The organism is Vibrio gazogenes (assembly GCF_023920225.1).
GTDB classification, from domain to species: domain Bacteria; phylum Pseudomonadota; class Gammaproteobacteria; order Enterobacterales; family Vibrionaceae; genus Vibrio; species Vibrio gazogenes.
The window spans coordinates 3,474,105-3,497,439 of the sequence record NZ_CP092587.1; the positions used below are offsets into that span (position 1 = coordinate 3,474,105).

At 46.0% G+C, this 23,335-nt stretch carries 17 protein-coding genes, 4 tRNA genes and 3 rRNA genes; 3 read left to right on the forward strand and 21 right to left on the reverse strand.

All coding sequences use genetic code 11. The features are described from left to right. The first annotated feature begins 124 nt into the window (after positions 1–124). Positions 125–1,151, forward strand: a protein-coding gene (locus tag MKS89_RS15440) for an IS630 family transposase (RefSeq protein WP_252518332.1) whose coding sequence is annotated in 2 segments (ribosomal slippage) — positions 125–574 and positions 576–1,151 — 1,026 coding nt in all. Because the reading frame shifts where the segments join, the coding sequence is not laid out codon by codon here. Between the two features lie 216 nt (positions 1,152–1,367). On the opposite strand, the gene MKS89_RS15445 is transcribed toward MKS89_RS15440, so the two are convergent. The 10 genes from MKS89_RS15445 to MKS89_RS15490 form a co-directional block, all read right to left on the reverse strand. Further along, a tRNA-Asp gene (locus tag MKS89_RS15445) sits at positions 1,368–1,444 on the reverse strand. A 163-nt stretch (positions 1,445–1,607) separates the two neighbouring features. After that, a 5S ribosomal RNA gene (rrf, locus tag MKS89_RS15450) occupies positions 1,608–1,723 on the reverse strand. A gap of 80 nt (positions 1,724–1,803) precedes the next feature. After that, positions 1,804–4,693: ribosomal RNA gene (locus tag MKS89_RS15455) — 23S ribosomal RNA — on the reverse strand. 358 nt (positions 4,694–5,051) lie between these two features. Then, positions 5,052–5,127 (reverse strand) — tRNA-Val (locus MKS89_RS15460). Between the two features lie 32 nt (positions 5,128–5,159). After that, positions 5,160–5,235: transfer RNA gene (locus MKS89_RS15465), tRNA-Lys, on the reverse strand. A 17-nt stretch (positions 5,236–5,252) separates the two neighbouring features. Further along, positions 5,253–5,328, reverse strand: a tRNA-Glu gene (locus MKS89_RS15470). 182 nt (positions 5,329–5,510) lie between these two features. Next, positions 5,511–7,052, reverse strand: a 16S ribosomal RNA gene (locus MKS89_RS15475). The 16S, 23S and 5S rRNA genes sit together here with 4 tRNA genes alongside, the layout of an rRNA operon. 493 nt (positions 7,053–7,545) lie before the next feature. Further along, a complete protein-coding gene (gene hemG, locus MKS89_RS15480) occupies positions 7,546–8,073 on the reverse strand; it encodes a menaquinone-dependent protoporphyrinogen IX dehydrogenase (RefSeq protein ID WP_072963147.1) in 528 nt (175 codons plus the stop codon). An 11-nt stretch (positions 8,074–8,084) separates the two neighbouring features. Next, positions 8,085–9,542 carry a TrkH family potassium uptake protein gene (locus tag MKS89_RS15485; protein WP_072963145.1) on the reverse strand — a complete coding sequence of 486 codons (1,458 nt, stop codon included), beginning with the start codon at positions 9,540–9,542 and terminating at the stop codon, positions 8,085–8,087. Positions 9,543–9,564: 22 nt separating this feature from the next. Next, positions 9,565–10,194 (reverse strand): YigZ family protein, encoded by a 630-nt coding sequence (locus MKS89_RS15490; protein WP_072963142.1) that lies wholly within the window; start codon positions 10,192–10,194, stop codon positions 9,565–9,567. Between the two features lie 197 nt (positions 10,195–10,391). On the opposite strand from MKS89_RS15490, the gene fadB reads away from it, so the two are divergent. Next, complete coding sequence (fadB, locus tag MKS89_RS15495; protein WP_072963140.1) at positions 10,392–12,575, forward strand: fatty acid oxidation complex subunit alpha FadB; 2,184 nt, start codon at positions 10,392–10,394, stop codon at positions 12,573–12,575. Between the two features lie 4 nt (positions 12,576–12,579). After that, the gene (gene fadA / locus MKS89_RS15500; protein ID WP_072963152.1) at positions 12,580–13,749 is read left to right on the forward strand and encodes an acetyl-CoA C-acyltransferase FadA; all 1,170 of its coding nucleotides are present in this window, start codon (positions 12,580–12,582) and stop codon (positions 13,747–13,749) included. Positions 13,750–13,879: 130 nt separating this feature from the next. Here the strand turns inward: fadA and glmU are convergent, their stop codons facing one another. The 11 genes from glmU to MKS89_RS15555 all read right to left on the reverse strand — a co-directional run bounded on the left by glmU (position 13,880) and on the right by MKS89_RS15555 (position 23,319). After that, a complete protein-coding gene (gene glmU, locus MKS89_RS15505) occupies positions 13,880–15,244 on the reverse strand; it encodes a bifunctional UDP-N-acetylglucosamine diphosphorylase/glucosamine-1-phosphate N-acetyltransferase GlmU (RefSeq protein WP_072963138.1) in 1,365 nt (454 codons plus the stop codon). Between the two features lie 138 nt (positions 15,245–15,382). After that, positions 15,383–15,805 carry a F0F1 ATP synthase subunit epsilon gene (locus MKS89_RS15510; RefSeq protein WP_072963137.1) on the reverse strand — a complete coding sequence of 141 codons (423 nt, stop codon included), beginning with the start codon at positions 15,803–15,805 and terminating at the stop codon, positions 15,383–15,385. An 18-nt stretch (positions 15,806–15,823) separates the two neighbouring features. Beyond that, positions 15,824–17,227 (reverse strand): F0F1 ATP synthase subunit beta, encoded by a 1,404-nt coding sequence (atpD, locus tag MKS89_RS15515; protein WP_072963135.1) that lies wholly within the window; start codon positions 17,225–17,227, stop codon positions 15,824–15,826. 34 nt (positions 17,228–17,261) lie between these two features. Next, complete coding sequence (atpG, locus tag MKS89_RS15520) at positions 17,262–18,128, reverse strand: F0F1 ATP synthase subunit gamma (protein WP_072963132.1); 867 nt, start codon at positions 18,126–18,128, stop codon at positions 17,262–17,264. 44 nt (positions 18,129–18,172) lie between these two features. After that, positions 18,173–19,714, reverse strand: a complete 1,542-nt coding sequence (gene atpA / locus MKS89_RS15525; protein ID WP_072963130.1) for a F0F1 ATP synthase subunit alpha — start codon at positions 19,712–19,714, stop codon at positions 18,173–18,175. Between the two features lie 13 nt (positions 19,715–19,727). Continuing rightward, the gene (atpH, locus tag MKS89_RS15530; protein WP_072963127.1) at positions 19,728–20,261 is read right to left on the reverse strand and encodes a F0F1 ATP synthase subunit delta; all 534 of its coding nucleotides are present in this window, start codon (positions 20,259–20,261) and stop codon (positions 19,728–19,730) included. A gap of 14 nt (positions 20,262–20,275) precedes the next feature. Beyond that, the gene (gene atpF, locus MKS89_RS15535; protein ID WP_021021405.1) at positions 20,276–20,746 is read right to left on the reverse strand and encodes a F0F1 ATP synthase subunit B; all 471 of its coding nucleotides are present in this window, start codon (positions 20,744–20,746) and stop codon (positions 20,276–20,278) included. Positions 20,747–20,820: 74 nt separating this feature from the next. Next, on the reverse strand, positions 20,821–21,063 hold the full coding sequence (gene atpE / locus MKS89_RS15540; RefSeq protein WP_038180493.1) for a F0F1 ATP synthase subunit C: 243 nt from the start codon (positions 21,061–21,063) through the stop codon (positions 20,821–20,823). Between the two features lie 50 nt (positions 21,064–21,113). Further along, positions 21,114–21,896: a F0F1 ATP synthase subunit A gene (gene atpB / locus MKS89_RS15545; protein WP_072963124.1), complete on the reverse strand. Its 783-nt coding sequence runs from the start codon at positions 21,894–21,896 to the stop codon at positions 21,114–21,116. A gap of 12 nt (positions 21,897–21,908) precedes the next feature. Continuing rightward, positions 21,909–22,277 (reverse strand): ATP synthase subunit I, encoded by a 369-nt coding sequence (locus MKS89_RS15550; RefSeq protein WP_072963122.1) that lies wholly within the window; start codon positions 22,275–22,277, stop codon positions 21,909–21,911. 148 nt (positions 22,278–22,425) lie between these two features. Next, positions 22,426–23,319, reverse strand: a complete 894-nt coding sequence (locus MKS89_RS15555) for a ParB/RepB/Spo0J family partition protein (protein ID WP_072963120.1) — start codon at positions 23,317–23,319, stop codon at positions 22,426–22,428. Positions 23,320–23,335: the final 16 nt, after the last annotated feature.

Here is a 23,335-nt window from a genome sequence, read left to right on the forward strand (position 1 = left end):
TTGGGAAAACAATAGGAATGGGTCTTTACATCAAACAAAAAAAACCTGACATGGCTATCAGGGTTTCAAATAATACCAATCGCACTAATTTTATGATCTAATGTCAACTTCAATAGGAGCTGATATGATGACCTCTGACTTCCCAAAACTTATTCGTGAAACATCTGATGCTAGGATGCGTACGAGACTTCTTGCTATATCTCATTTCGTGGATGGAAAAAGCCGCACTCAGATCGCCAAATATTTAAAAGTCAGTCGTACCAGTGTCAATAACTGGGTGGTGACTTATTTGAAGAACGGTGTTGAAGGCTTAGTAGAAAAGCAGCATACAGGCCGTCCTCCACGACTGACTGAAGACCAGCTATCTCAGTTAAAGCTGTACATAACTTCCAATGCGATTAAGCCTGAAGGTGGAAGACTACAGGGAACAGATATTATTGAATTCATACATGAGGAATTTGGCCTATCGTACAGCTTATCAGGTATCTATAAAATATTGAGAAAGCTTGATTTAGTTTGGATAACAACGCGTTCAAAGCACCCAAAGCAATCTGTAGAAGCGCAAGAAGCTTTTAAAAAAATTCCAAATCGAAACGATCCTTAAGATCCCAGGACATGTGGCTTTAAAAGATGTTCAAATCTGGTTTCAAGATGAAGCCAGATTTGGCCAGCGCAACACAACCACCCGAATATGGGCAGAAAAAGGGACTCGCCCCAGAGCGGTACAACAACAGCAATTTGAGTATGCGTACCTCTTTGGAGCGGTGTGCGTTAATACCGGAGAAACTGAAGCTATTGTTGTGCCGATGAGCAACATGGAAGCAATGAAAGAGCAACTCAGGCTCATTTCTCAATCAACACCCACGGACAAACATGCTGTCGTCATCATGGATCAAGCCAGTTGGCATCAAAGTTATCTTGCCGATTCATTCAAGAACGTGACTATCATTCATATACCGTCCTATTCACCGGAACTGAATCCAATAGAGCAGGTATGGAGTTGGTTACGTCAGAACGAAATAGCCAATAGGTGTTTTGAATGTTATGACGATATTGTCGACAAGCTGTGTAGTGCTTGGAATCGTTTTTGTGCAGACAAAAGCAGGGTCATTTCACTCTGCTTTAGAGATTGGACCATGTTGACCAATTAATTAGTGCGATTGGTATAAGTGGCCTTCTCTTTACGGATAAGCGGACAGGACTCGAACCCGCGATTGCCTCACGGCAGCGTGACAGGCCACTGTTTTTAAAAAGAAGGCTAACCCACTGAACGACCGCACTACTCGGACTATCGATGAAACAATAGGAATCGGTCTTTACGCCAAATACAAAAAAACCTTGGTATCACTACCAAGGTTTCAAATAAGTGGCGGAGCGGACGGGACTCGAACCCGCGACCCCCGGCGTGACAGGCCGGTATTCTAACCAACTGAACTACCGCTCCACAAATAACTGCCTCTCAATAAAGTCTTACAATCTCATTGCTTTATTGAGACGCTTGTCGCTGTGCGCTGAGGATTTTGAAGTGAGACGCGCAGTGTGCAAGTGCACATGAGCATCGCAGCTATCAAAAGCATCAAGCTTCAGTAGACAAACGATAAATTAAAGCCTGGCGATGTCCTACTCTCACATGGGGAGACCCCACACTACCATCGGCGCTGTTTCGTTTCACGACTGAGTTCGGCATGGAGTCAGGTGGGTCCAAAACGCTATCGTCGCCAAGCAAATTCTTTCAATTCGAAAAGCTGATTCTCTCTACACAATCAAGTCTCTTACTGAGCCCTAAAACCCCTTCGGTGTTGTATGGTTAAGTCTCACGGGCAATTAGTACAGGTTAGCTCAACGCCTCACAGCGCTTACACACCCTGCCTATCAACGTTCTAGTCTCGAACAACCCTTCAGGACGCTTTAAGCGCCAGGGAGAACTCATCTCAAGGCTCGCTTCCCGCTTAGATGCTTTCAGCGGTTATCGATTCCGAACTTAGCTACCGGGCAATGCGATTGGCATCACAACCCGAACACCAGAGGTTCGTCCACTCCGGTCCTCTCGTACTAGGAGCAGCCCCTTTCAATTCTCCAACGCCCACGGCAGATAGGGACCGAACTGTCTCACGACGTTCTAAACCCAGCTCGCGTACCACTTTAAATGGCGAACAGCCATACCCTTGGGACCGACTTCAGCCCCAGGATGTGATGAGCCGACATCGAGGTGCCAAACACCGCCGTCGATATGAACTCTTGGGCGGTATCAGCCTGTTATCCCCGGAGTACCTTTTATCCGTTGAGCGATGGCCCTTCCATTCAGAACCACCGGATCACTATGACCTGCTTTCGCACCTGCTCGAGCCGTCACTCTCGCAGTTAAGCGGGCTTATGCCATTGCACTAACCTCACGATGTCCAACCGTGATTAGCCCACCTTCGTGCTCCTCCGTTACTCTTTGGGAGGAGACCGCCCCAGTCAAACTACCCACCAGGCACTGTCCTCACCCCAGATAATGGGGCCAAGTTAGAACATCAAACATACAAGGGTGGTATTTCAAGGTCGGCTCCACAATCACTAGCGTGACTGCTTCAAAGCCTCCCACCTATCCTACACATGTAGGCTCAATGTTCAGTGCCAAGCTGTAGTAAAGGTTCACGGGGTCTTTCCGTCTAGCCGCGGGTACACTGCATCTTCACAGCGATTTCAATTTCACTGAGTCTCGGGTGGAGACAGCGTGGCCATCATTACGCCATTCGTGCAGGTCGGAACTTACCCGACAAGGAATTTCGCTACCTTAGGACCGTTATAGTTACGGCCGCCGTTTACCGGGGCTTCGATCAAGAGCTTCGACCGTAGTCTAACCCCATCAATTAACCTTCCGGCACCGGGCAGGCGTCACACCGTATACGTCATCTTACGATTTTGCACAGTGCTGTGTTTTTAATAAACAGTTGCAGCCACCTGGTATCTGCGACTCTCATCAGCTCCATCCGCAAGGGACTTCACCGTCAAGAGCGTACCTTCTCCCGAAGTTACGGTACCATTTTGCCTAGTTCCTTCACCCGAGTTCTCTCAAGCGCCTTGGTATTCTCTACCCGACCACCTGTGTCGGTTTGGGGTACGATTTCTTGTGAACTGAAGCTTAGAGGCTTTTCCCGGAAGCATGGCATCAATGACTTCACATCCGTAGATGCTCGACATCGTGTCTCAGCCTATTGTAGAGCCGGATTTGCCTAACTCTACAGCCTACGCACTTGAACCTGGACGACCGTCGCCAGGCCCACCTAGCCTTCTCCGTCCCCCCATCGCATTCACAACAAGTACGGGAATATTAACCCGTTTCCCATCGACTACGCTTTTCAGCCTCGCCTTAGGGGTCGACTTACCCTGCCCCGATTAACGTTGGACAGGAACCCTTGGTCTTCCGGCGGGGAGGTTTTTCACCCCCCTTGTCGTTACTCATGTCAGCATTCGCACTTCTGATACCTCCAGCATGCTTTACAACACACCTTCAACGGCTTACAGAACGCTCCCCTACCCAATGCGATAAATCGCATTGCCGCAGCTTCGGTTTACAGCTTAGCCCCGTTACATCTTCCGCGCAGGCCGACTCGACTAGTGAGCTATTACGCTTTCTTTAAATGATGGCTGCTTCTAAGCCAACATCCTAGCTGTCTGAGCCTTCCCACATCGTTTCCCACTTAGCTGTAATTTGGGACCTTAGCTGGCGGTCTGGGTTGTTTCCCTCTCCACGACGGACGTTAGCACCCGCCGTGTGTCTCCCGGATAGTACTTACTGGTATTCGGAGTTTGCAAAGGGTTGGTAAGTCGGGATGACCCCCTAGCCTTAACAGTGCTCTACCCCCAGTAGTATTCGTCCGAGGCGCTACCTAAATAGCTTTCGGGGAGAACCAGCTATCTCCGAGTTTGATTGGCCTTTCACCCCTAGCCACAAGTCATCCGCTAATTTTTCAACATTAGTCGGTTCGGTCCTCCAGTTGATGTTACTCAACCTTCAACCTGCCCATGGCTAGATCACTCGGTTTCGGGTCTATATCCAGAGACTAAACGCGCAGTTAACACTCGCTTTCGCTACGGCTCCCCTAATCGGTTAACCTTGCCACTGAATATAAGTCGCTGACCCATTATACAAAAGGTACGCAGTCACACCACGAAGGTGCTCCTACTGCTTGTACGTACACGGTTTCAGGTTCTATTTCACTCCCCTCACAGGGGTTCTTTTCGCCTTTCCCTCACGGTACTGGTTCACTATCGGTCAGTCAGGAGTATTTAGCCTTGGAGGATGGTCCCCCCATCTTCAGACAGGATATCACGTGTCCCGCCTTACTCGTTTTCACTTAAACAACGCCGTCGGTTACGGGGCTATCACCCTCTATCGCGTGCCTTTCCAGACACTTCACCTAACGCTGTAAAAGCTTAAGGGCTACTCCGATTTCGCTCGCCGCTACTGTCGGAATCTCGGTTGATTTCTTTTCCTCGGGGTACTTAGATGTTTCAGTTCTCCCGGTTCGCCTCATCAGGCTATGTATTCACCTGATGATACATGCTGCTGCATGTGGGTTTCCCCATTCGGAAATCGTAGATTCAAGTGGCTCTTACTGCCTCATCTACGCTTATCGCAAGTTAGTACGTCCTTCATCGCCTCTGACTGCCAAGGCATCCACCGTGTACGCTTAGTCACTTAACCATACAACCCGAAGAAGTTTCGAGCTGCATTATCAGTAACCTAGGTGTCTCTCATTATTTTACATGAGCGAGAGACTGGTTTTGCCGGACTCAATTGAATAGACACTAAATTGTGTCATTCCAAGAACACTTGATTGTGTTGGTCTTTCTCTTTCGAGAAAGTATTGAGAACTTTTACAAATAATCGTCTGTTTCCAAAGAAACACACATTATTTTGTCAGCTTTCCAAATTGTTAAAGAGCAAAGTGCAATACTTGTTACTTCAAGCAACACTTTCTAATGACTTTCAGCGCCACAAAATCGAACCACATCGGTTAAAACCGCTGGTTTGAGTCGTCGAGCCAAAAATAGTTAGAAAGTGGTGGGCGATACCGGGTTCGAACCAGTGACCCCCTGCTTGTAAGGCAGGTGCTCTCCCAACTGAGCTAATCGCCCACTTTCAGGCGTTTCCCCAAACAGAAGGAAAATGGTGGGTCGTACAGGATTCGAACCTGTGACCAATTGGTTAAAAGCCAACTGCTCTACCAGCTGAGCTAACGACCCAGACTTCACTAGGGAAGTGGTATCCCGTAGGGGAGTCGAACCCCTGTTACCGCCGTGAAAGGGCGGTGTCCTAGGCCTCTAGACGAACGGGACAATTTCTTGCTTCATGCTTTCTCTTATTTCCGTGTCAGACGGCTTATCCTCAGTCAGTTGTTTACAACAGTAAACGCCTTCCTTCGTCAATTGCCTTCCTCGAACTAAGAAAAATCATATTGCAATGCACTCTACATAAACCAAATCAATCTGTGTGGACACTCATCTCAAATATCTTTTCGTAAGGAGGTGATCCAGCGCCAGGTTCCCCTAGCGCTACCTTGTTACGACTTCACCCCAGTCATGAACCACAAAGTGGCAAGCGTCCTCCCGAAGGTTAAACTACCTGCTTCTTTTGCAGCCCACTCCCATGGTGTGACGGGCGGTGTGTACAAGGCCCGGGAACGTATTCACCGTGGCATTCTGATCCACGATTACTAGCGATTCCGACTTCATGGAGTCGAGTTGCAGACTCCAATCCGGACTACGACGTACTTTTTGGGATTCGCTCACTTTCGCAAGTTGGCAACCCTCTGTATACGCCATTGTAGCACGTGTGTAGCCCTACTCGTAAGGGCCATGATGACTTGACGTCGTCCCCACCTTCCTCCGGTTTATCACCGGCAGTCTCCCTGAAGTTCCCACCCGAAGTGCTGGCAATCAAGGATAAGGGTTGCGCTCGTTGCGGGACTTAACCCAACATTTCACAACACGAGCTGACGACAGCCATGCAGCACCTGTCTCTCAGTTCCCGAAGGCACAAGACTGTCTCCAGTCTCTTCTGAGGATGTCAAGAGTAGGTAAGGTTCTTCGCGTTGCATCGAATTAAACCACATGCTCCACCGCTTGTGCGGGCCCCCGTCAATTCATTTGAGTTTTAATCTTGCGACCGTACTCCCCAGGCGGTCTACTTAACGCGTTAGCTCCGAAAGCCACGGCTCAAGGCCACAACCTCCAAGTAGACATCGTTTACGGCGTGGACTACCAGGGTATCTAATCCTGTTTGCTCCCCACGCTTTCGCATCTGAGTGTCAGTATCTGTCCAGGGGGCCGCCTTCGCCACCGGTATTCCTTCAGATCTCTACGCATTTCACCGCTACACCTGAAATTCTACCCCCCTCTACAGTACTCTAGCCTCCCAGTTTCAAATGCAACTCCGGGGTTAAGCCCCGGGCTTTCACATCTGACTTAAAAAACCACCTGCATGCGCTTTACGCCCAGTAATTCCGATTAACGCTCGCACCCTCCGTATTACCGCGGCTGCTGGCACGGAGTTAGCCGGTGCTTCTTCTGCAGCTAACGTCAAAATATAACTCTATTAAAGCTATATCCTTCCTCACTGCTGAAAGTACTTTACAACCCGAAGGCCTTCTTCATACACGCGGCATGGCTGCATCAGGCTTGCGCCCATTGTGCAATATTCCCCACTGCTGCCTCCCGTAGGAGTCTGGACCGTGTCTCAGTTCCAGTGTGGCTGATCATCCTCTCAGACCAGCTAGAGATCGTCGCCTTGGTGAGCCTTTACCTCACCAACTAGCTAATCCCACCTGGGCATATCCCGACGCGAGAGGCCCGAAGGTCCCCCTCTTTGGTCCGTAGACGTTATGCGGTATTAGCCATCGTTTCCAATGGTTATCCCCCACATCAGGGCAATTTCCCAGGCTTTACTCACCCGTCCGCCGCTCGTCAGCAAAGAAGCAAGCTTCTTTCTGTTACCGCTCAACTTGCATGTGTTAGGCCTGCCGCCAGCGTTCAATCTGAGCCATGATCAAACTCTTCAATTAAAGTTTTTGTGACACCGAAGTGTCGGCTCAATGAATACTGCTTTTCGTCTCCGCTTTTAAAAAAACAGAAGCAAAAAGTGACATTACATAAGTAATGTTGAATTGACTGTGCTCTTGTCAGATAACAGTAAACTGCTTTCCAACTTGATATTGGTCACTCGATTCATTGATAAAATCTTATTGGATATTTATCGACGAGTGCCCACACAGATTGATTGGTCTATATTGTTAAAGAGCGATTCTTCAAAACGTTCTCCGTTCGAAGAGGCGGCCATTCTAACGAGATAAATCTTGGTGTCAAACACTTTTTTCAGATTTATTTTTCGGTGAAGACCGGGCTGACACAGATGGGGATTTCTCTCCGCTATCCCGTGTCAGCGAGGGGCATTATAGGCATCGCCTTTCGATTGGCAAGCCTTTTTTGCAAGTTTTTTTAAAACAACGATGAACACACCTGTTTGTGGGTATATTTCATTCAATCAGCTTGTTTTATCTACAAATTTTTAAATGCTTGTGCAAAAATTTCAACTTTATTCCAGTTTGTATATTCGACTTCTTTTGATGTATCGGTTTCACCACCAGTCATCTTCATAATGAATCGAATCATGAACCGATCAAAAAAACGATATCTTGGATAACGTAATGCCCCCGCAAAAACACCGATCATTTGAGGTTGCCAGAGAGATTTACGTAAAAAAGTCTGAATGTAAGCACTCCCTTCCGGTGTATCTTTTTTCTGTTCTTCTTTTCGCGCGGTCAAGTTGACACAAATAAAAGCAGCTTCTGATTCATCTAACTGTTGATGATGTTGATCGATAAATTGATAAAGTGCTTTGTTCAATCGACCATAGCGAATCGAAGCACCGACTAATACTTTATCGTAAAGCGCCAAATTGAGTTTTGGGTTCAGATGTAAATCAACATACTCACACTGATAGTTTTCAAGCTGCGCGATAATATGTTCAACAATTTTTTTGGTCTGTCCTTCTCGGGTTGAATACAGACAGAGAACTTTCTTCACAAGTATTCCTCTTAATTACGCCAAAATGCAGGAGTGAATAGAACAAGCAATGTAAAGATTTCTAATCGCCCAAATAACATCGAAATAATCAGAATCCACTTTGCTTTATCATTAATATCACCAAAGTGGACAGCAACTTCTCCCAGCCCCGGACCAAGGTTATTGAGTGTCGCTGCAACAGCCGAAAATGCACTTAACTCTTCCATCCCTGTCGCGATTAAAGCCAACATACATAAAACGAAAACCAGCGTATAGGTGGAAAAGAACCCCCATACGGCATCAATAACTCGTGGAGACAAAGCTTTATCTCCGAGCTTAATTGGATAAATGGCCCGAGGATGAACAAGACGTTTCATCTCTCGCCCACCTTGCAAGGTCAATAGCAGAATCCGAATCACTTTCAATCCACCGCCCGTAGACCCGGCACACCCGCCAATAAATGAAGAGAAGAGCAACAATACCGGTAAAAAAAGTGGCCAGTCAGAAAACCCCGTGGTCGTGAATCCGGCCGTGGTTGAAACGGAGACACTCTGAAATAGTGCTTTATCAAACACTTCAGCGACTGAACCGGATTGCTGATGAAGCAGTAAAACAGAAAAACAAGTGACAAACAGGATCGCCTGAATAAACAAAAACGTTCTGAATTCATAATCTTTCCAGTAAAGCTTGGGATGGATACCGCCGGAAGCAAAGGCCGCATAATGTAACGTAAAATTACAAGAAGAGATCAGCAGGAAAACAACCGTTATCAGGTTAATGGCCTGACTATTGAAATACCCCATACTGGCATCATGCGTAGAAAACCCACCGATCGCAATCGTAGAGAAACTATGGCATATCGCATCAAAGAAAGTCATCCCCGCAAGCCAATACAGAAAAGCACAGATGAGCGTGATTCCTAGATAGATATACCAAAGCGCTTTCGCGGTTTCTGCAATTCGTGGCGTGACTTTGGTATCTTTCACAGGACCGGGGATTTCAGCCCGATAGAGCTGCATCCCACCGATCCCAAGAACAGGAAGAATCGCAACGGCTAGGACAATAATCCCCATCCCACCGAACCACTGTAGAAACTGCCGATAGAACAAAATGGCTTTAGGAAGCTCATCTAAGCCGACGATAACGGTCGCTCCGGTGGTTGTCAGAGCTGAAAAAGATTCAAAAAAAGAATCCGTCAAAGAAATATTCGGATTATCCGAAATAAAAAATGGAATCGCCCCGGCACTCCCAATTACGGTCCAGAATAAAACGACAATCAAAAAACCATCACGAGATTTCAATTCATGTTTATGATTACGATTCGGAAACCAGATAACAGCACCGCAAAGGAGCAAAACGAAAAAAGTCGTCACAAACGAAACGCCGGCACCATCACGATAGATCAAAGCCACCAGCGCAGGCGCCAGCATAGAAACACTGAATAAGGCAAGGAGTAATCCGACGATACGGATAATAGAACGAAATTGCATGATGGTATGGCTGATTCTAACCTTAGTTGATTAGTTCATCATCTGAACTTACGAGAACTCTTGCACTACTTTTATTGGTTATCACTTGTATAAACTCATCAATATATCGAATTTCAATCTCAATCGTGATAACAACCCGCTGAAGGTACTGTGCTTCTAGCGCCTGAGCACCAAATTGCTGAATAACGGATTGAGCCAAAGGAATCAACCCATAGTCTAGCGCCAAGTTTAATCTCTTGGTGATTTTTTTTTCGATAGTTTGAAGTTGCTTAAGCGCTTGCTGAACACCGCCACCATAAGCTTTAACTAGACCACCGGTTCCCAGCTTAACACCACCATAGTAGCGAACCACTACCGCGGTAATTTCTCCGACGTGTGCCCCCGACAACTGCGCTAAAATCGGCTTCCCTGCCGTTCCGGATGGTTCGCCATCATCACTAAATCCCCATTTCATTGAATCCTCCGGTCGTCCGGCGACAAAAGCCCAACAATGATGTCTGGCATCAGGGTACTGATGTTTAATCTGCTCAATAAAGCTCTTGGATGATTCAATCCCCGGCGTATGCTGAAGAAAAGTCATAAACAGACTTTTCTTGATCTCTTCGTCATAACGGACCGGAATTGCCGGAACTGCATAAGGCTGATCATTCATTCAATATTCAGAATCACATCAAATCAGAGAATTGCCACAGTCTAGCACGACCATAAAGAAAAGTGCTGCGGATCTAAAAAAACGGAATTTATCTTTCCATTTATTGCAGTTATCTCAACTTATGACCACACTTTTCGAATACTAACAAAGTCATCGTACCAGTTGGCTTAGGACAAATGCATGTCAGGAGATAATTCATGATCTTTCAATCAAAGACATTGCAGGTAAAGGAAATAGAAGGTGGTATCCTTGAGCTGCAGTTTTGCACACCTCTGTCGGTCAATACCCTTGATACGGCGACGCTGGGCTATCTGGATAAAGCATTGGATGCAATCCAAGGCTTTCCGGGACTCAAAGGCTTAGTACTGACATCCGATAAAGAAAGTTTCATTGTCGGAGCCGATATCAATGAGTTTTTAAGCTTGTTCCAATATCCAAGTGATGAGTTGGAGCAATGGCTTCACTATGCCAACCAAATATTCTGTAAACTTGAGGATTTGCCGGTACCGACAGTCTCAGCACTACGCGGATATGCCCTTGGAGGCGGATGTGAGTGTGTACTCGCAACTGATTTTCGGGTTGCCGCCCGATCAACAAAAATAGGCTTACCCGAAACAAGACTCGGGATAATGCCCGGATTTGGCGGCTGTGTTCGTCTGCCAAGATTAGTCGGTGCAGATAACGCCTTAGAAGCGATTGTTCAGGCCAAAATATTCAATGCTGAACACGCCCTCTCTATCGGATTGGTCGATGCAATCACAACTGAAGAAGCACTCCTCGAAACGGCAAAAAGAACGCTGGATGATGCGATTCACTGTCGGATTGACTGGAAAAAAATACGTCAGGAAAAATGTGCACCGCTTTCTTTATCACCCGTCGAAAGTTTGATGGTTTTCTCTACAGCCAAAGGAATGACTCACCAAAAAGTAAGCCATCACTACATGGCACCTTTCCTGGCGATTGAGACCATTGAATCTTCAGCCACACTACACAGAGATGAAGCGCTTAATATTGAACGGAAGAACTTTGTCACACTCGCGAAATCAGATCAGGCAACCGCTCTGGTCAGTATTTATCTCAATGACCAGTATATTAAAGGTCTCGCCAAAAAAGCCAAACAGTCACTCTCCCATGCAACCAATCATAGTGCTGTGATTGGTGCTGGTGTCATGGGAGGCGGTATTGCTTATCAATCCGCAATAAAAGGGATTCCGGCCATTTTAAAAGATATCGTTCCTGACTCTCTGAAATTGGGAATGGATCATACCACCCAACTTTTGGAGCAAGGCGTTAGGAGAGGCAAACTGTCTCCGAGAGATATGGCCAACACGCTTGCATCGATCCGCCCGACACTCAACTATGCCGGTATAGAAGAGGTCGATATCGTGGTTGAAGCCGTGGTCGAAAACCCTAAAATCAAATCGTCAGTCCTGAAAGAGCTGGAAGAAAAAGTCTCGCCAAATACCATTCTGACGTCAAATACCTCAACGATTCCGATTACTCAATTAGCTACCGAACTCTCAAGACCTGAAAAGTTCTGTGGGATGCATTTTTTCAATCCGGTGCATAAAATGCCGCTGGTTGAAATTATTCGCGGTAAAGAAACCAGTGAAGAAACGATTTCGGCAGTGGTTGCTTTTGCAGCCCAGATGGGAAAATCGCCCATTGTCGTTAACGATTGTCCCGGATTTTTTGTCAACCGCGTTCTGTTTCCTTATTTTCTGGCCTTTTGTCAGTTGCTTGATGAAGGATATGACTTCGTCCAGATTGATAAAATCATGGAAAAGGATTTTGGTTGGCCAATGGGACCGGCCTATTTACTCGATGTCGTCGGTATCGATATCGCATATCACGCTCAACAAGTGATTTGCCAAGCTTATCCCGAAAGGATGAAAGCATCCTCGAATAACATCATTACCCAACTTTATAAGGCGAAGAAATTCGGTCAGAAAACCGGTGAAGGCTTCTATCAGTACCATACGGATAAACGCGGCAAGAGCCAGAAAGTGTTATCACCGGACATTTATCCGCTTGTCTACGCATCGGGAGAGCCACAGCCTGTGACGGATCAGCAAATGATTATGGATCGGATGATGATTCCGATGATGAATGAAGTCATTCTCTGTATGGAAGAAAAGATTATTTTCTCACCCGCAGAAGCTGATATCGCCCTCGTATATGGACTTGGTTTCCCACTATTCAGAGGCGGTGTTTGTCGCTATCTGGATACCATCGGTATTGCACAATATATTCAAACGACTCAGTCATACCAACGTTTAGGAGAACTCTATCAGGTACCGAAATCTCTCGAAGTCATGGTTCGTGAGGCCAGGGATTTCTATCCTATCCACCATGAAAAATCAGCATCAGAGAGAGGGTAAGTGTATGAGTAAGCAAGCAGTGATCGTTGATTGTATCCGCACACCAATGGGCCGTTCAAAAGAAGGCGTGTTCCGCCATACTCGTGCAGAAACACTGTCCGCACATTTGATGCAATCACTGATTCAACGTAACCCACAAATCCCGGTTACAGAAATCGAAGACATTTATTGGGGATGTGTTCAACAAACGCTAGAACAGGGAATGAATATTGCGCGCAATGCCGCTGTTTTAGCCGGACTGCCATTTGAAATAGGCGCAGTCACGGTGAATCGCCTGTGTGGTTCGTCGATGCAGGCTCTACACGATGCCGCGAGATCTGTTTCTGCCGGAGACGCTGATATTTGTCTCATCGGTGGGGTGGAACATATGGGTCATGTCCCGATGACGCATGGGATTGATATGCATCCCGGCCTTAGTAAACATGCGGCGAAAGCTGCCGGGATGATGGGTTTGACCGCAGAAATGTTGGCCAAACAAAACCACATCAGTCGAGAGGCTCAAGATCAATTTGCTTTACGCTCTCATCAAAGAGCGGCACAGGCAACCGAGAAAAAGTTATTTCAACGGGAAATCGTACCAACGCAAGGCCACGATGAACAAGGTGCGCTGATTGCGCTGCAAGAGGACGAAGTCATTCGTCGTGATGCCTCGCTCGATTCCCTTGCATCGCTCAAACCTGTTTTCGACCCAGCAAACGGAACCGTAACCGCCGGAAGTTCTTCTGCCTTATCAGACGGAGCGTCAGCAATGGTTGTCATGACAGAAGAAAAAGCACAGCAACTCGGATTACCCATTCGCGCAAAGATTCGGGCAATGGCGGTCGCAGGATGTGAACCTTCAGTGATGGGAATAGGCCCCGTCCCTGCAACCCGAAAAGCACTGAACAGAGCCGGATTATCTTTGCACGATATTGACATCATCGAACTGAATGAAGCCTTTGCAGCACAAGCTCTTTCTTGTATCCAGCACTTTGAACTGACGGATAGCTTTGATGATAAAGTGAATTTATGGGGCGGTGCGATTGCATTGGGTCACCCGCTGGGATGTTCAGGTGCCAGAATATCGACAACACTATTACATGTGATGGAACATCAGGATGCCCAGTTTGGGTTGGCAACTATGTGTATCGGGATGGGCCAGGGAATCGCAACTATTTTTGAACGCGTCCGCTAATCAAATTGATACCCTGACGAAAAAGGCTCCTTTCAGGAGCCTTTTCTTTTATTCATGTCTGGCGAGCACTGATTTCTAGCTATGGTTGGTTTCTAACTACGATTAGTTTCTAAACAGTATCTCTTGTGAATTAGGATTTGTTTTTCTCGGGTCTTTGCCAACCTTCAACCCGACGTTCTTTCGCTCGGGTAATCACTAATTCTCCCTGAGCCACATTTCGGGTTAATGTCGTCCCTGCTCCAATAGTCGCACCATCTCCAACCGTGACCGGTGCCACCAGCTGACTGTCAGACCCGACAAATACATCGTCACCAATCACTGTTTTATGTTTATTGGCACCATCATAATTACAAGTAATCACACCCGCACCAACGTTTACGCGATCACCGATTTCAGCATCACCCAGATAAGTGAGATGATTAGCTTTCGAGCCTTGGCCTAACCGTGCATTTTTAACTTCGACAAAATTACCGACATGCGCATCATCTTTTAACTCAGCACCCGGTCTCAACCGAGTAAACGGCCCGACGGTACACATTTCTCCGACCGTCGCCCCCTCAATAACGCTGTACGGACGAATAATGGTGTTGTCATCAATCTCACAATCTTTCAATACCGAACCGGCACCGATAATCACATTGTTTCCCAGCGAAACACTGCCTTCGATAACAACATTGACATCAATTTCGACATCATAACCACACTGTAACTGTCCCCGGAGATCAAACCGAGCCGGATCCCGAAGCATAACCCCTTGCGTTAAGAGTTTATTCGCCAACGAATTCTGATAAGCTCTTTCCAACCGAGACAACTGAACACGATCATTCACGCCTTCCACTTCCATTGAATCAATCGGATGAACGGCTTGAATCGCTCTTCCTTCCGCATGGGCTGCCGCAATAACATCCGTTAGATAATATTCACCTTGAACATTATTATTTTCTAAACCTGATAGCCAGCGTTTGAGATCTTTTCCTGAAGCCACCAACACACCGGTATTCACTTCTTGGATCGCCAGTTCAGCTTCTGAGGCATCTTTCTGCTCAACAATGGCAGTCACAGCATCGTTTTGACGGATAATTCGTCCATATCCTGTAGGATTGTCTAATACGACGGTTAATAACCCGATCCCACCTTGTGGCTGTGAAGAGAGCAAATTGTCGATCGTCTCTTCCGAAATCAACGGCACATCACCATACAAAACAATGATCTGCTCATCGTCCTGAAAATACGGAGCCGCCTGATCAACCGCATGTCCTGTTCCCAATTGCTGCGACTGCAGTACCCAATTGACGGATTCAGTTGAAAGTTGTTGTTGCATCAACTCCCCACCATGGCCATAAACAAGGTGAATTTGCTGAACACCAATCCCCTGACATGTATCAATCACATGTTTTACCATCGGTTTGCCTGCCAACGTATGGAGAACCTTGGGTAACTGAGAATACATCCGGGTTCCTTTTCCCGCGGCCAAAATCACGGCACTGAATTTCATGGACTACCTTTATATTTAATCGGAAGGAGACTTCTGATTTTATATGGGAAACCCCCAATAGTTAAATCATCAGCAATAATTTTTGAAGGGAAACAAAAAAGGCGACCTGAAGTCGCCTTTTTGAACGTCATAAATGGTTTAACGACGTTTTTTAACCAGCTCGATTACTCGTAGCTTAGCAATGGCTTTAGCCAGTTCACTGGCCGCCTGCGCGAAGTCCATACCGCCTTGCTGATTCTGAATATTTTCTTCAGCATGACGCTTGGCTTCTTCCGCCTTTGCTGCGTCTAGATCTTCACCACGAATGGCTGTATCAGCCAGTACCGTAGAGGTACTTGCCTGAACTTCCACTATACCACCAGAAACATAAATGATTTCTTCGTGGCCGTGCTGCTTCACAATACGCACCATACCAGGCTTTATAGCGGTCAGAAGCGGTGCGTGACCATGGTAAATACCAAGTTCACCTTCGCTACCGGTCACCTGAAATGTTTCAACCATGCCAGAGAAAATTTTCTTCTCAGCACTGACCACATCCAGATGAAAGGGTATTGATGCCATATCGCCTCCTAGTCAGCCTTATAGCTTCTTCGCATTCTCAACAGCGTCATCAATTGCACCGCAGTACATAAACGCTTGTTCAGGAACGTCATCATATTCACCGGAAAGGAGACCTTTGAAACCACGTAGGGTTTCTTTCAGAGGGACGTAAATCCCTGGGTCACCAGTAAATACTTCAGCAACGTGGTAAGGCTGAGTCAGGAAACGCTCGATCTTACGTGCACGAGCAACAACCAGCTTATCATCTTCAGAAAGCTCATCCATACCCAGAATCGCAATGATATCTTTCAACTCTTTATAGCGTTGAAGTGTTGACTGAACACCACGAGCAACGTCGTAATGTTCTTGACCAACAACGAGTGGATCAAGCTGACGAGACGTTGAATCTAGCGGGTCAATCGCTGGATACAAACCCATTGCCGCGATGTTACGGTTCAATACAACCGTCGCATCCAAGTGAGCAAATGTTGTCGCCGGAGATGGGTCAGTCAAGTCATCCGCAGGTACATATACCGCCTGTACAGACGTGATAGAACCTGTTTTGGTTGACGTGATACGTTCTTGTAGCACACCCATTTCTTCTGCCAGTGTCGGCTGATAACCTACCGCGGAAGGCATCCGACCCAATAGGGCTGAAACTTCTGTTCCCGCCAATGTATAACGGTAAATGTTATCGATAAACAGAAGTACATCACGACCTTCGTCACGGAACTTCTCGGCCATTGTCAAACCAGTCAGGGCAACACGCAGACGGTTACCTGGTGGTTCATTCATCTGACCATAAACCATCGCTACCTTAGATTCTTCAGGGTTTTCGATGTTTACAACACCTGCTTCCTGCATCTCGAAGTAGAAATCGTTCCCTTCACGAGTACGCTCACCAACCCCTGCGAATACAGACAAACCTGAGTGTTGCAGTGCGATGTTATTGATCAGCTCCATCATGTTGACGGTCTTACCAACACCAGCACCACCGAACAGACCGATTTTACCCCCTTTTGCAAACGGGCAAATCAAGTCAATAACCTTAACACCTGTTTCTAAAAGCTCAGTCGAATTTGACTGTTCTTCGTAGCTTGGCGCTTCACGGTGAATTGAGTACATGACTTCTGCACCGATATCACCACGTTCGTCAATCGCATCACCTAAAACGTTCATGATACGACCTAACGTTTTAGTACCGACAGGTACTGAGATTGGAGCGCCAGTATTTTCTACTGTCATTCCACGACGTAAACCATCCGAGCTACCCATAACGATGGCGCGAATCACGCCACCGCCTAGTTGTTGTTGTACTTCAAGAACCAAACGTTCTTTAGCATCGACAACATTCAGAGCATCGTAAACACTAGGTACATCACTCTGTGGGAACTCTACGTCGACTACTGCACCAATGATCTGTACGATCTTACCTGTAGCCATCGTTAATCCTCTAAACTATTTATTTGACCTTCACTTAAACCGCAGCTGCGCCGCCCACGATTTCCGACAGTTCTTGTGTAATCGCAGCTTGACGCGCTTTGTTATACACAAGTTCCAGATCTTCAATCAGGTTACCCGCATTATCAGTTGCAGCTTTCATAGCAACCATTCGAGCCGCTTGCTCACAAGCAAGATTCTCCACTACCCCTTGATAAACCTGAGACTCTATATAACGTTGCAACAACATATCAAGTAGAGGTTTTGGTTCAGGTTCATAGAGGTAATCCCATGAATGCTCACGCTTTACTTCTTTACTGTCTGATTTAGGCAAAGGTAGCAATTGATCGATCGTTGGTTCTTGCACCATGGTGTTTACAAAACGGTTAAACACAACATAGAGGCGATCCAACTCACCTTCATCATATTTTTTCAGCATCACATTAACAGAGCCGATCAAGTCTTCCAGAGATGGAGCATCTCCTAATCCAGAAGTCTGAGCCGCAACTTTTGCGCCGCTGTTATTGAAAAATGTTGTCGCTTTTGAACCGATCACAGCCAAATCAACGTCAACATTCTTCTCTGACCAGGATGTCATATCCAGTAGGGCTTTTTTAAACAAGTTAATGTTCAAACCACCACACAATCCACGATCAGTAGAAATGATGATATAACCAACACGTTTGGCTTCACGCTCTTCCAGATACGGATGACGATATTCCAGATTTGCGTTTGCCACATGACCGATCACTTTACGCATTGTTTCCGCGTATGGACGGGAAGACTCCATTGCATCTTGACTACGACGCATTTTAGAAGCCGCTACCATTTCCATCGCTTTCGTAATCTTCTGGGTGCTTTTCACACTCCCGATTTTACTACGTATCTCTTTTGCGCCGGCCATCGTCACTCTCCATTAGTTGGTGGCAATCAAGCCACCGACTTTGATTACCAAGTTTGAGTTGCTTTAAACTCATCGACCAGCTTCTTCAGCTGTGCTTCGATGTCATCGTTATAAGCACCTGTCTTGTTGATCTCAGCTGCTAAATCAGCATATTGATTACGAGCGAACGACAGTAATGAGGCTTCAAAATCAAGGAGTCGATTTAACTCGATATCTCCAAGATAACCACGTTCCGCAGCAAAGATAACCAGTGCCTGTTCAAAGACGGACATTGGTGAGTATTGCTTCTGTTTCATCAGTTCAGTAACTTTCTGACCATGATCCAGCTGTCTCTTCGTCGTATCATCCAGATCAGAAGAGAACTGAGCAAACGCAGCCAACTCACGATACTGTGCAAGCGCGGTACGAATACCACCGGAGAGTTTCTTGATAATTTTCGTCTGAGCAGAACCGCCCACACGAGATACCGAGATACCTGGGTCAACAGCAGGACGAACCCCCGCGTTAAACAATTCTGTCTGCAGGAAGATCTGACCATCTGTAATCGAGATTACGTTTGTCGGTACGAATGCAGAAACGTCACCGGCTTGAGTTTCAATGATAGGCAATGCAGTTAAAGAACCCGTTTTACCTTTCACTTCACCATTGGTGAATTTTTCTACATATCCTTCACTGACACGTGATGCACGCTCAAGTAAACGAGAGTGTAAGTAGAATACATCCCCTGGGAATGCTTCACGGCCTGGTGGGCGCTTCAATAGTAGAGAAATCTGACGATAAGCAACCGCTTGCTTTGACAGATCATCATAAACAATCAGTGCATCTTCACCACGATCACGGAAGTATTCACCCATTGCACATCCAGCATAAGGCGCCAGATATTGCAGTGCTGCAGATTCAGAAGCAGAAGCAACAACAACGACTGTATTCGATAATGCGCCATGCTCTTCAAGCTTGCGCACAACGTTTGCAATCGTGGAAGCTTTCTGTCCAATCGCAACATAAATAGAATAAATACCAGAATCTTTCTGGTTGATAATCGAGTCAATCGCCATTGCTGTTTTACCAGTCTGACGGTCACCGATAATCAACTCACGCTGACCACGACCGATCGGAATCATTGAGTCAACAGATTTGTAACCAGTTTGAACAGGCTGATCAACCGATTTACGCTCGATAACCCCAGGTGCAATCACTTCTACTGGAGAAGTTAATTTCGCTTCAATTGGACCTTTACCATCAATTGGCTCACCCAGCGTGTTGACCACACGACCAAGCATTTCAGGGCCAACTGGTACTTCAAGAATCCGACCTGTACCTGTAACTTTAGTGCCTTCCTTAAGGTCAGCATACGGGCCCATTACAACCGCACCAACCGAGTCACGCTCAAGGTTGAGTGCTAAGGCATAACGGCCACCCGGTAATTCGATCATTTCACCTTGCATCACGTCCTTCAGGCCGTGGATGCGGATAATACCATCGCTTACCGAGACGATAGTACCTTCATTGCGAGCTTCACTAACAACATTGAATTGTTCAATACGCTGTTTAATTAGATCGCTAATTTCCGTGGAATTAAGTTGCATTCTCCAATCCCCATCAAGACTGTAATACATCGCTCAGACGGCTCAAACGGCCATGTACTGAGTTATCGATGATTAAGTCTCCGGCTCGAATAATTACCCCACCGAGTAGGGCCTCATCTACACTGCAATTCAGCTGAACTTTGCGCTCGAGGCGCTGCTCCAGTTTGCTGCTGATCTCTGCTTTTTGTTCTGCGGAAAGCTCCGTTGCCGAAACAACTTCAACTTCCACCTGTTTTTCATGTTCTTTCTTCAACACAAAAAACAGTTCACAAACATCAGGGAGCGCTCTTAAGCGCCCATTTTCAGCCATCACCCGAATCAGGTTCTGACCGTATTCATCAAACTGTTCACCACAAATAGCAACAAAAATGTCTGCCAATTTACCGGCAGCCATAGAACTACTCAGTAGTTCATGGATCTGTTCGTTCTTCGTGATTTCAGCAGCAAAAGTAAGCATCTCACCCCATTCGTTGAGTTGCCCCTTTTCTACCGCAAAGTCAAATGCTGCTTTAGCATAGGGGCGTGCTATTGTTGTCAAATCAGACATTTGCGCCCCCCTAATTAAAGTTTCGCAGTAATGCTATCGAGAATATCTTTATGCGCATCTTTATCAATAGAACGCTCAAGAATCTTCTCAGCTCCAGCCACAGCAAGAGTAGCAACCTGTTTACGCAAGTCATCTCTGGCACGAATACGCAAAGACTCAATTTCAGCTTCAGCCTGAGCAATCAAATGATTACGCTCAACAAGGGCTTCATCTCTCGCTTCATCAAGAATTTGTGATTTTCGTTTATTCGCCTGTTCAATGACTTCAGCCGCTGCTTGCTTGGCTTCTTTGATACGTTCAGAAGCATTCGCTTTAGCTAGATCGAGGTCTTTTTCAGCACGCTCAGCAGCTGATAGACCGTCAGCAATCTTTTTCTGACGTTCTTCAATTGCTGCCATCAATGGTGGCCATACATATTTCATGCAAAACCAAACAAAGATAGCGAAGGCAATAGCCTGACCTAGCAGAGTTGCGTTTATATTCACCGCAGACTCCTTCTATGTTTGCAAATAATTAAAAACACCAGCCAATTCTATAGACACAAACCTACTGTGCTAACTTAGCCGGCAACCGCAAACATGACGTACAAACCTAGACCGACAGAGATCATAGGAATCGCGTCCACAAGACCCATCACGATAAAGAACTGAGTACGGATAAGTGGGATAAGATCTGGCTGGCGAGCAGCACCTTCAAGATACTTACCCCCCAGCATACCGATGCCAATTGCTGCACCAATCGCTGCCAAGCCCATCATGATTGCCGCTGAAAGATACAGCAGATCCATGTTCAAGTTTTCCATTATTGACTCCAAGTTTTATACTAATTGAGTTTCTGATTGATTAAGTTGAATTAGTGATCTTCAGAAGCTTGAGACAGATAAACTATCGTCAATACCATGAAGATAAATGCTTGTAATGTGATGATCAGTATATGGAAAATAGCCCAAGGCACTGACAACACCCACTGTGACCACCATGGTAACAATCCGGCAATCAATATAAAGATCAATTCACCCGCATACATGTTACCGAACAAACGAAGACCCAGTGATACCGGCTTCGAAATCAAAGTCACCCCTTCCAAAATCAAATTGATTGGAATGAATGCCCAATGATTGAATGGCTGCAGTGTTAGCTCTTTTGCAAACCCGATTGGTCCTTTAATTTTGAAGCTGTAGTACAGAATCAAAACAAAGACACCTAACGCCATCGATAGCGTAATATTGACATCGGCAGAAGGAACGACACGAAGATGATTAATTCCAACTAAGCTTGCTGCATGAGGAAGAAAATCTACCGGGATCAAGTCCATTAAGTTCATCAGGAACACCCATCCGAAAATGGTTATCGCCAATGGAGCAATTAACGCACTTTTTCCGCTGAATACATCTCTGACAGTCCCGTCTACGAATTCAACGAGCATCTCGATGAAACATTGTAGTTTTCCGGGTACACCACTTGTCGCATTTTTTCCGACTCGAAAAAACAGCCAAAGCATGCCAGCCCCTAAAAGGACAGAGATAACCATCGAGTCTATATTCAGACTCCAAAAGCCATCGCCTGAACTTAAAAAGGTCAGGTGGTGAGAGATATATTCTTGAGAGGTTAGAGTGGTTTCACCTGAACCAGACATTGAATATCCTATCTATTCACGGTTGATTAAAAAAAATGACGTTACGAACTGCACCACACTTGCTAGGCAATAAAACACAATAAGAACCCCGGCATTTATGTCGATTTCCCTAAAAATAAACACTAAAACGCCAGCGGTCATCATTAATTTGTATAGATTGCCCATATATGCACGACCAACATCCAGACCCGCATTGTCTTCGCGGCTCAACTTTCTATGCATATATATATTTGCCAATAGTGAAGGTACGATATACGTAAGTCCCCCAAGAAAAGCGGAAATACCACTTTTCTCATCCAGCACATAGCCGACAATGGTAGCGAATACTATAAAAAAGGCTAACTGCCACAAAAATGACAGAATAAACCATTTATTTAACATAAGTTACCACCCGTTAACTATAGGCCGATTATACATCCGCCTTTACCTTTTACAATAAAGTCGGACCTACAATTCCTCTAGATACATCACAAAAACCCATAAAACGTAAATCAATGATTGCAAAAATAAACACATCTATTCTATGGGGTTATGACTCTAGTTTTGCAGTTAATGATTGCAATATTTCTTCCAAAGCTTGGCTGTCAGCAACACTGATGGTGATTTTCCCCTGCCCTTTATCAGAAAGGTTCACAGAAACCTTAGCCTGCAGCATTTCACCCAATCTATCAGATAAATTCAATGCCTGATTCGTTACAATAGGTTTCTGTATTTCAGGTTTCGGTGACAGTGTTTTTTTGACCAGTTGCTCTGTCTGACGAACGGTTAACTGCTTTTTCGCGACCTGACTGGCAATCTCAGCCTGAGCCTCTCCCTCTAACATCAACAACGCCCGCGCATGACCCATTTCTATTTTTTTCTCAGCAACCAAAGATTTGACAACCTCATCGAGCTGATTCAGGCGCAATAAATTTGTCACCGTTGTTCGGGATTTACCAATCGCATCCGCAACTTGCTGATGCGTCAGTTTAAACTCGTCTTGCAATCGCTCCAGCGCTTGAGCTTCTTCAATCGCGTTCAGATCTTCCCGCTGAATATTCTCAATCAGGGCCATGGCAATTGCAGCACGATCTTCCACATGTTTGACTAAACAAGGGACTTGCTTGAGACCTGCGTGTCTGGCAGCTCGCCACCGCCGTTCTCCGGCAATAATTTCATAATTTCCGTTATCAATCGGCCGCACTACGATCGGTTGGATAATTCCCTGCGCCTGAATCGAAGCCGATAGCTCCTCCAAGGTTTCAGGAGAGACATCTTTCCGGGGTTGGTATACACCGGGTCTCAAGTGGGTAATAGAAATTTCAGCCAATTCGCCGTCAGATGACATAGTTTGACTCTGGGTCGCTACTTGTTGCTTTTCTCTTGCCATAGAACTTGTCGAAAGCAACGCATCCAAGCCCTTTCCTAAACCACGTTTAGACATGTAAGCGGATTCCTTT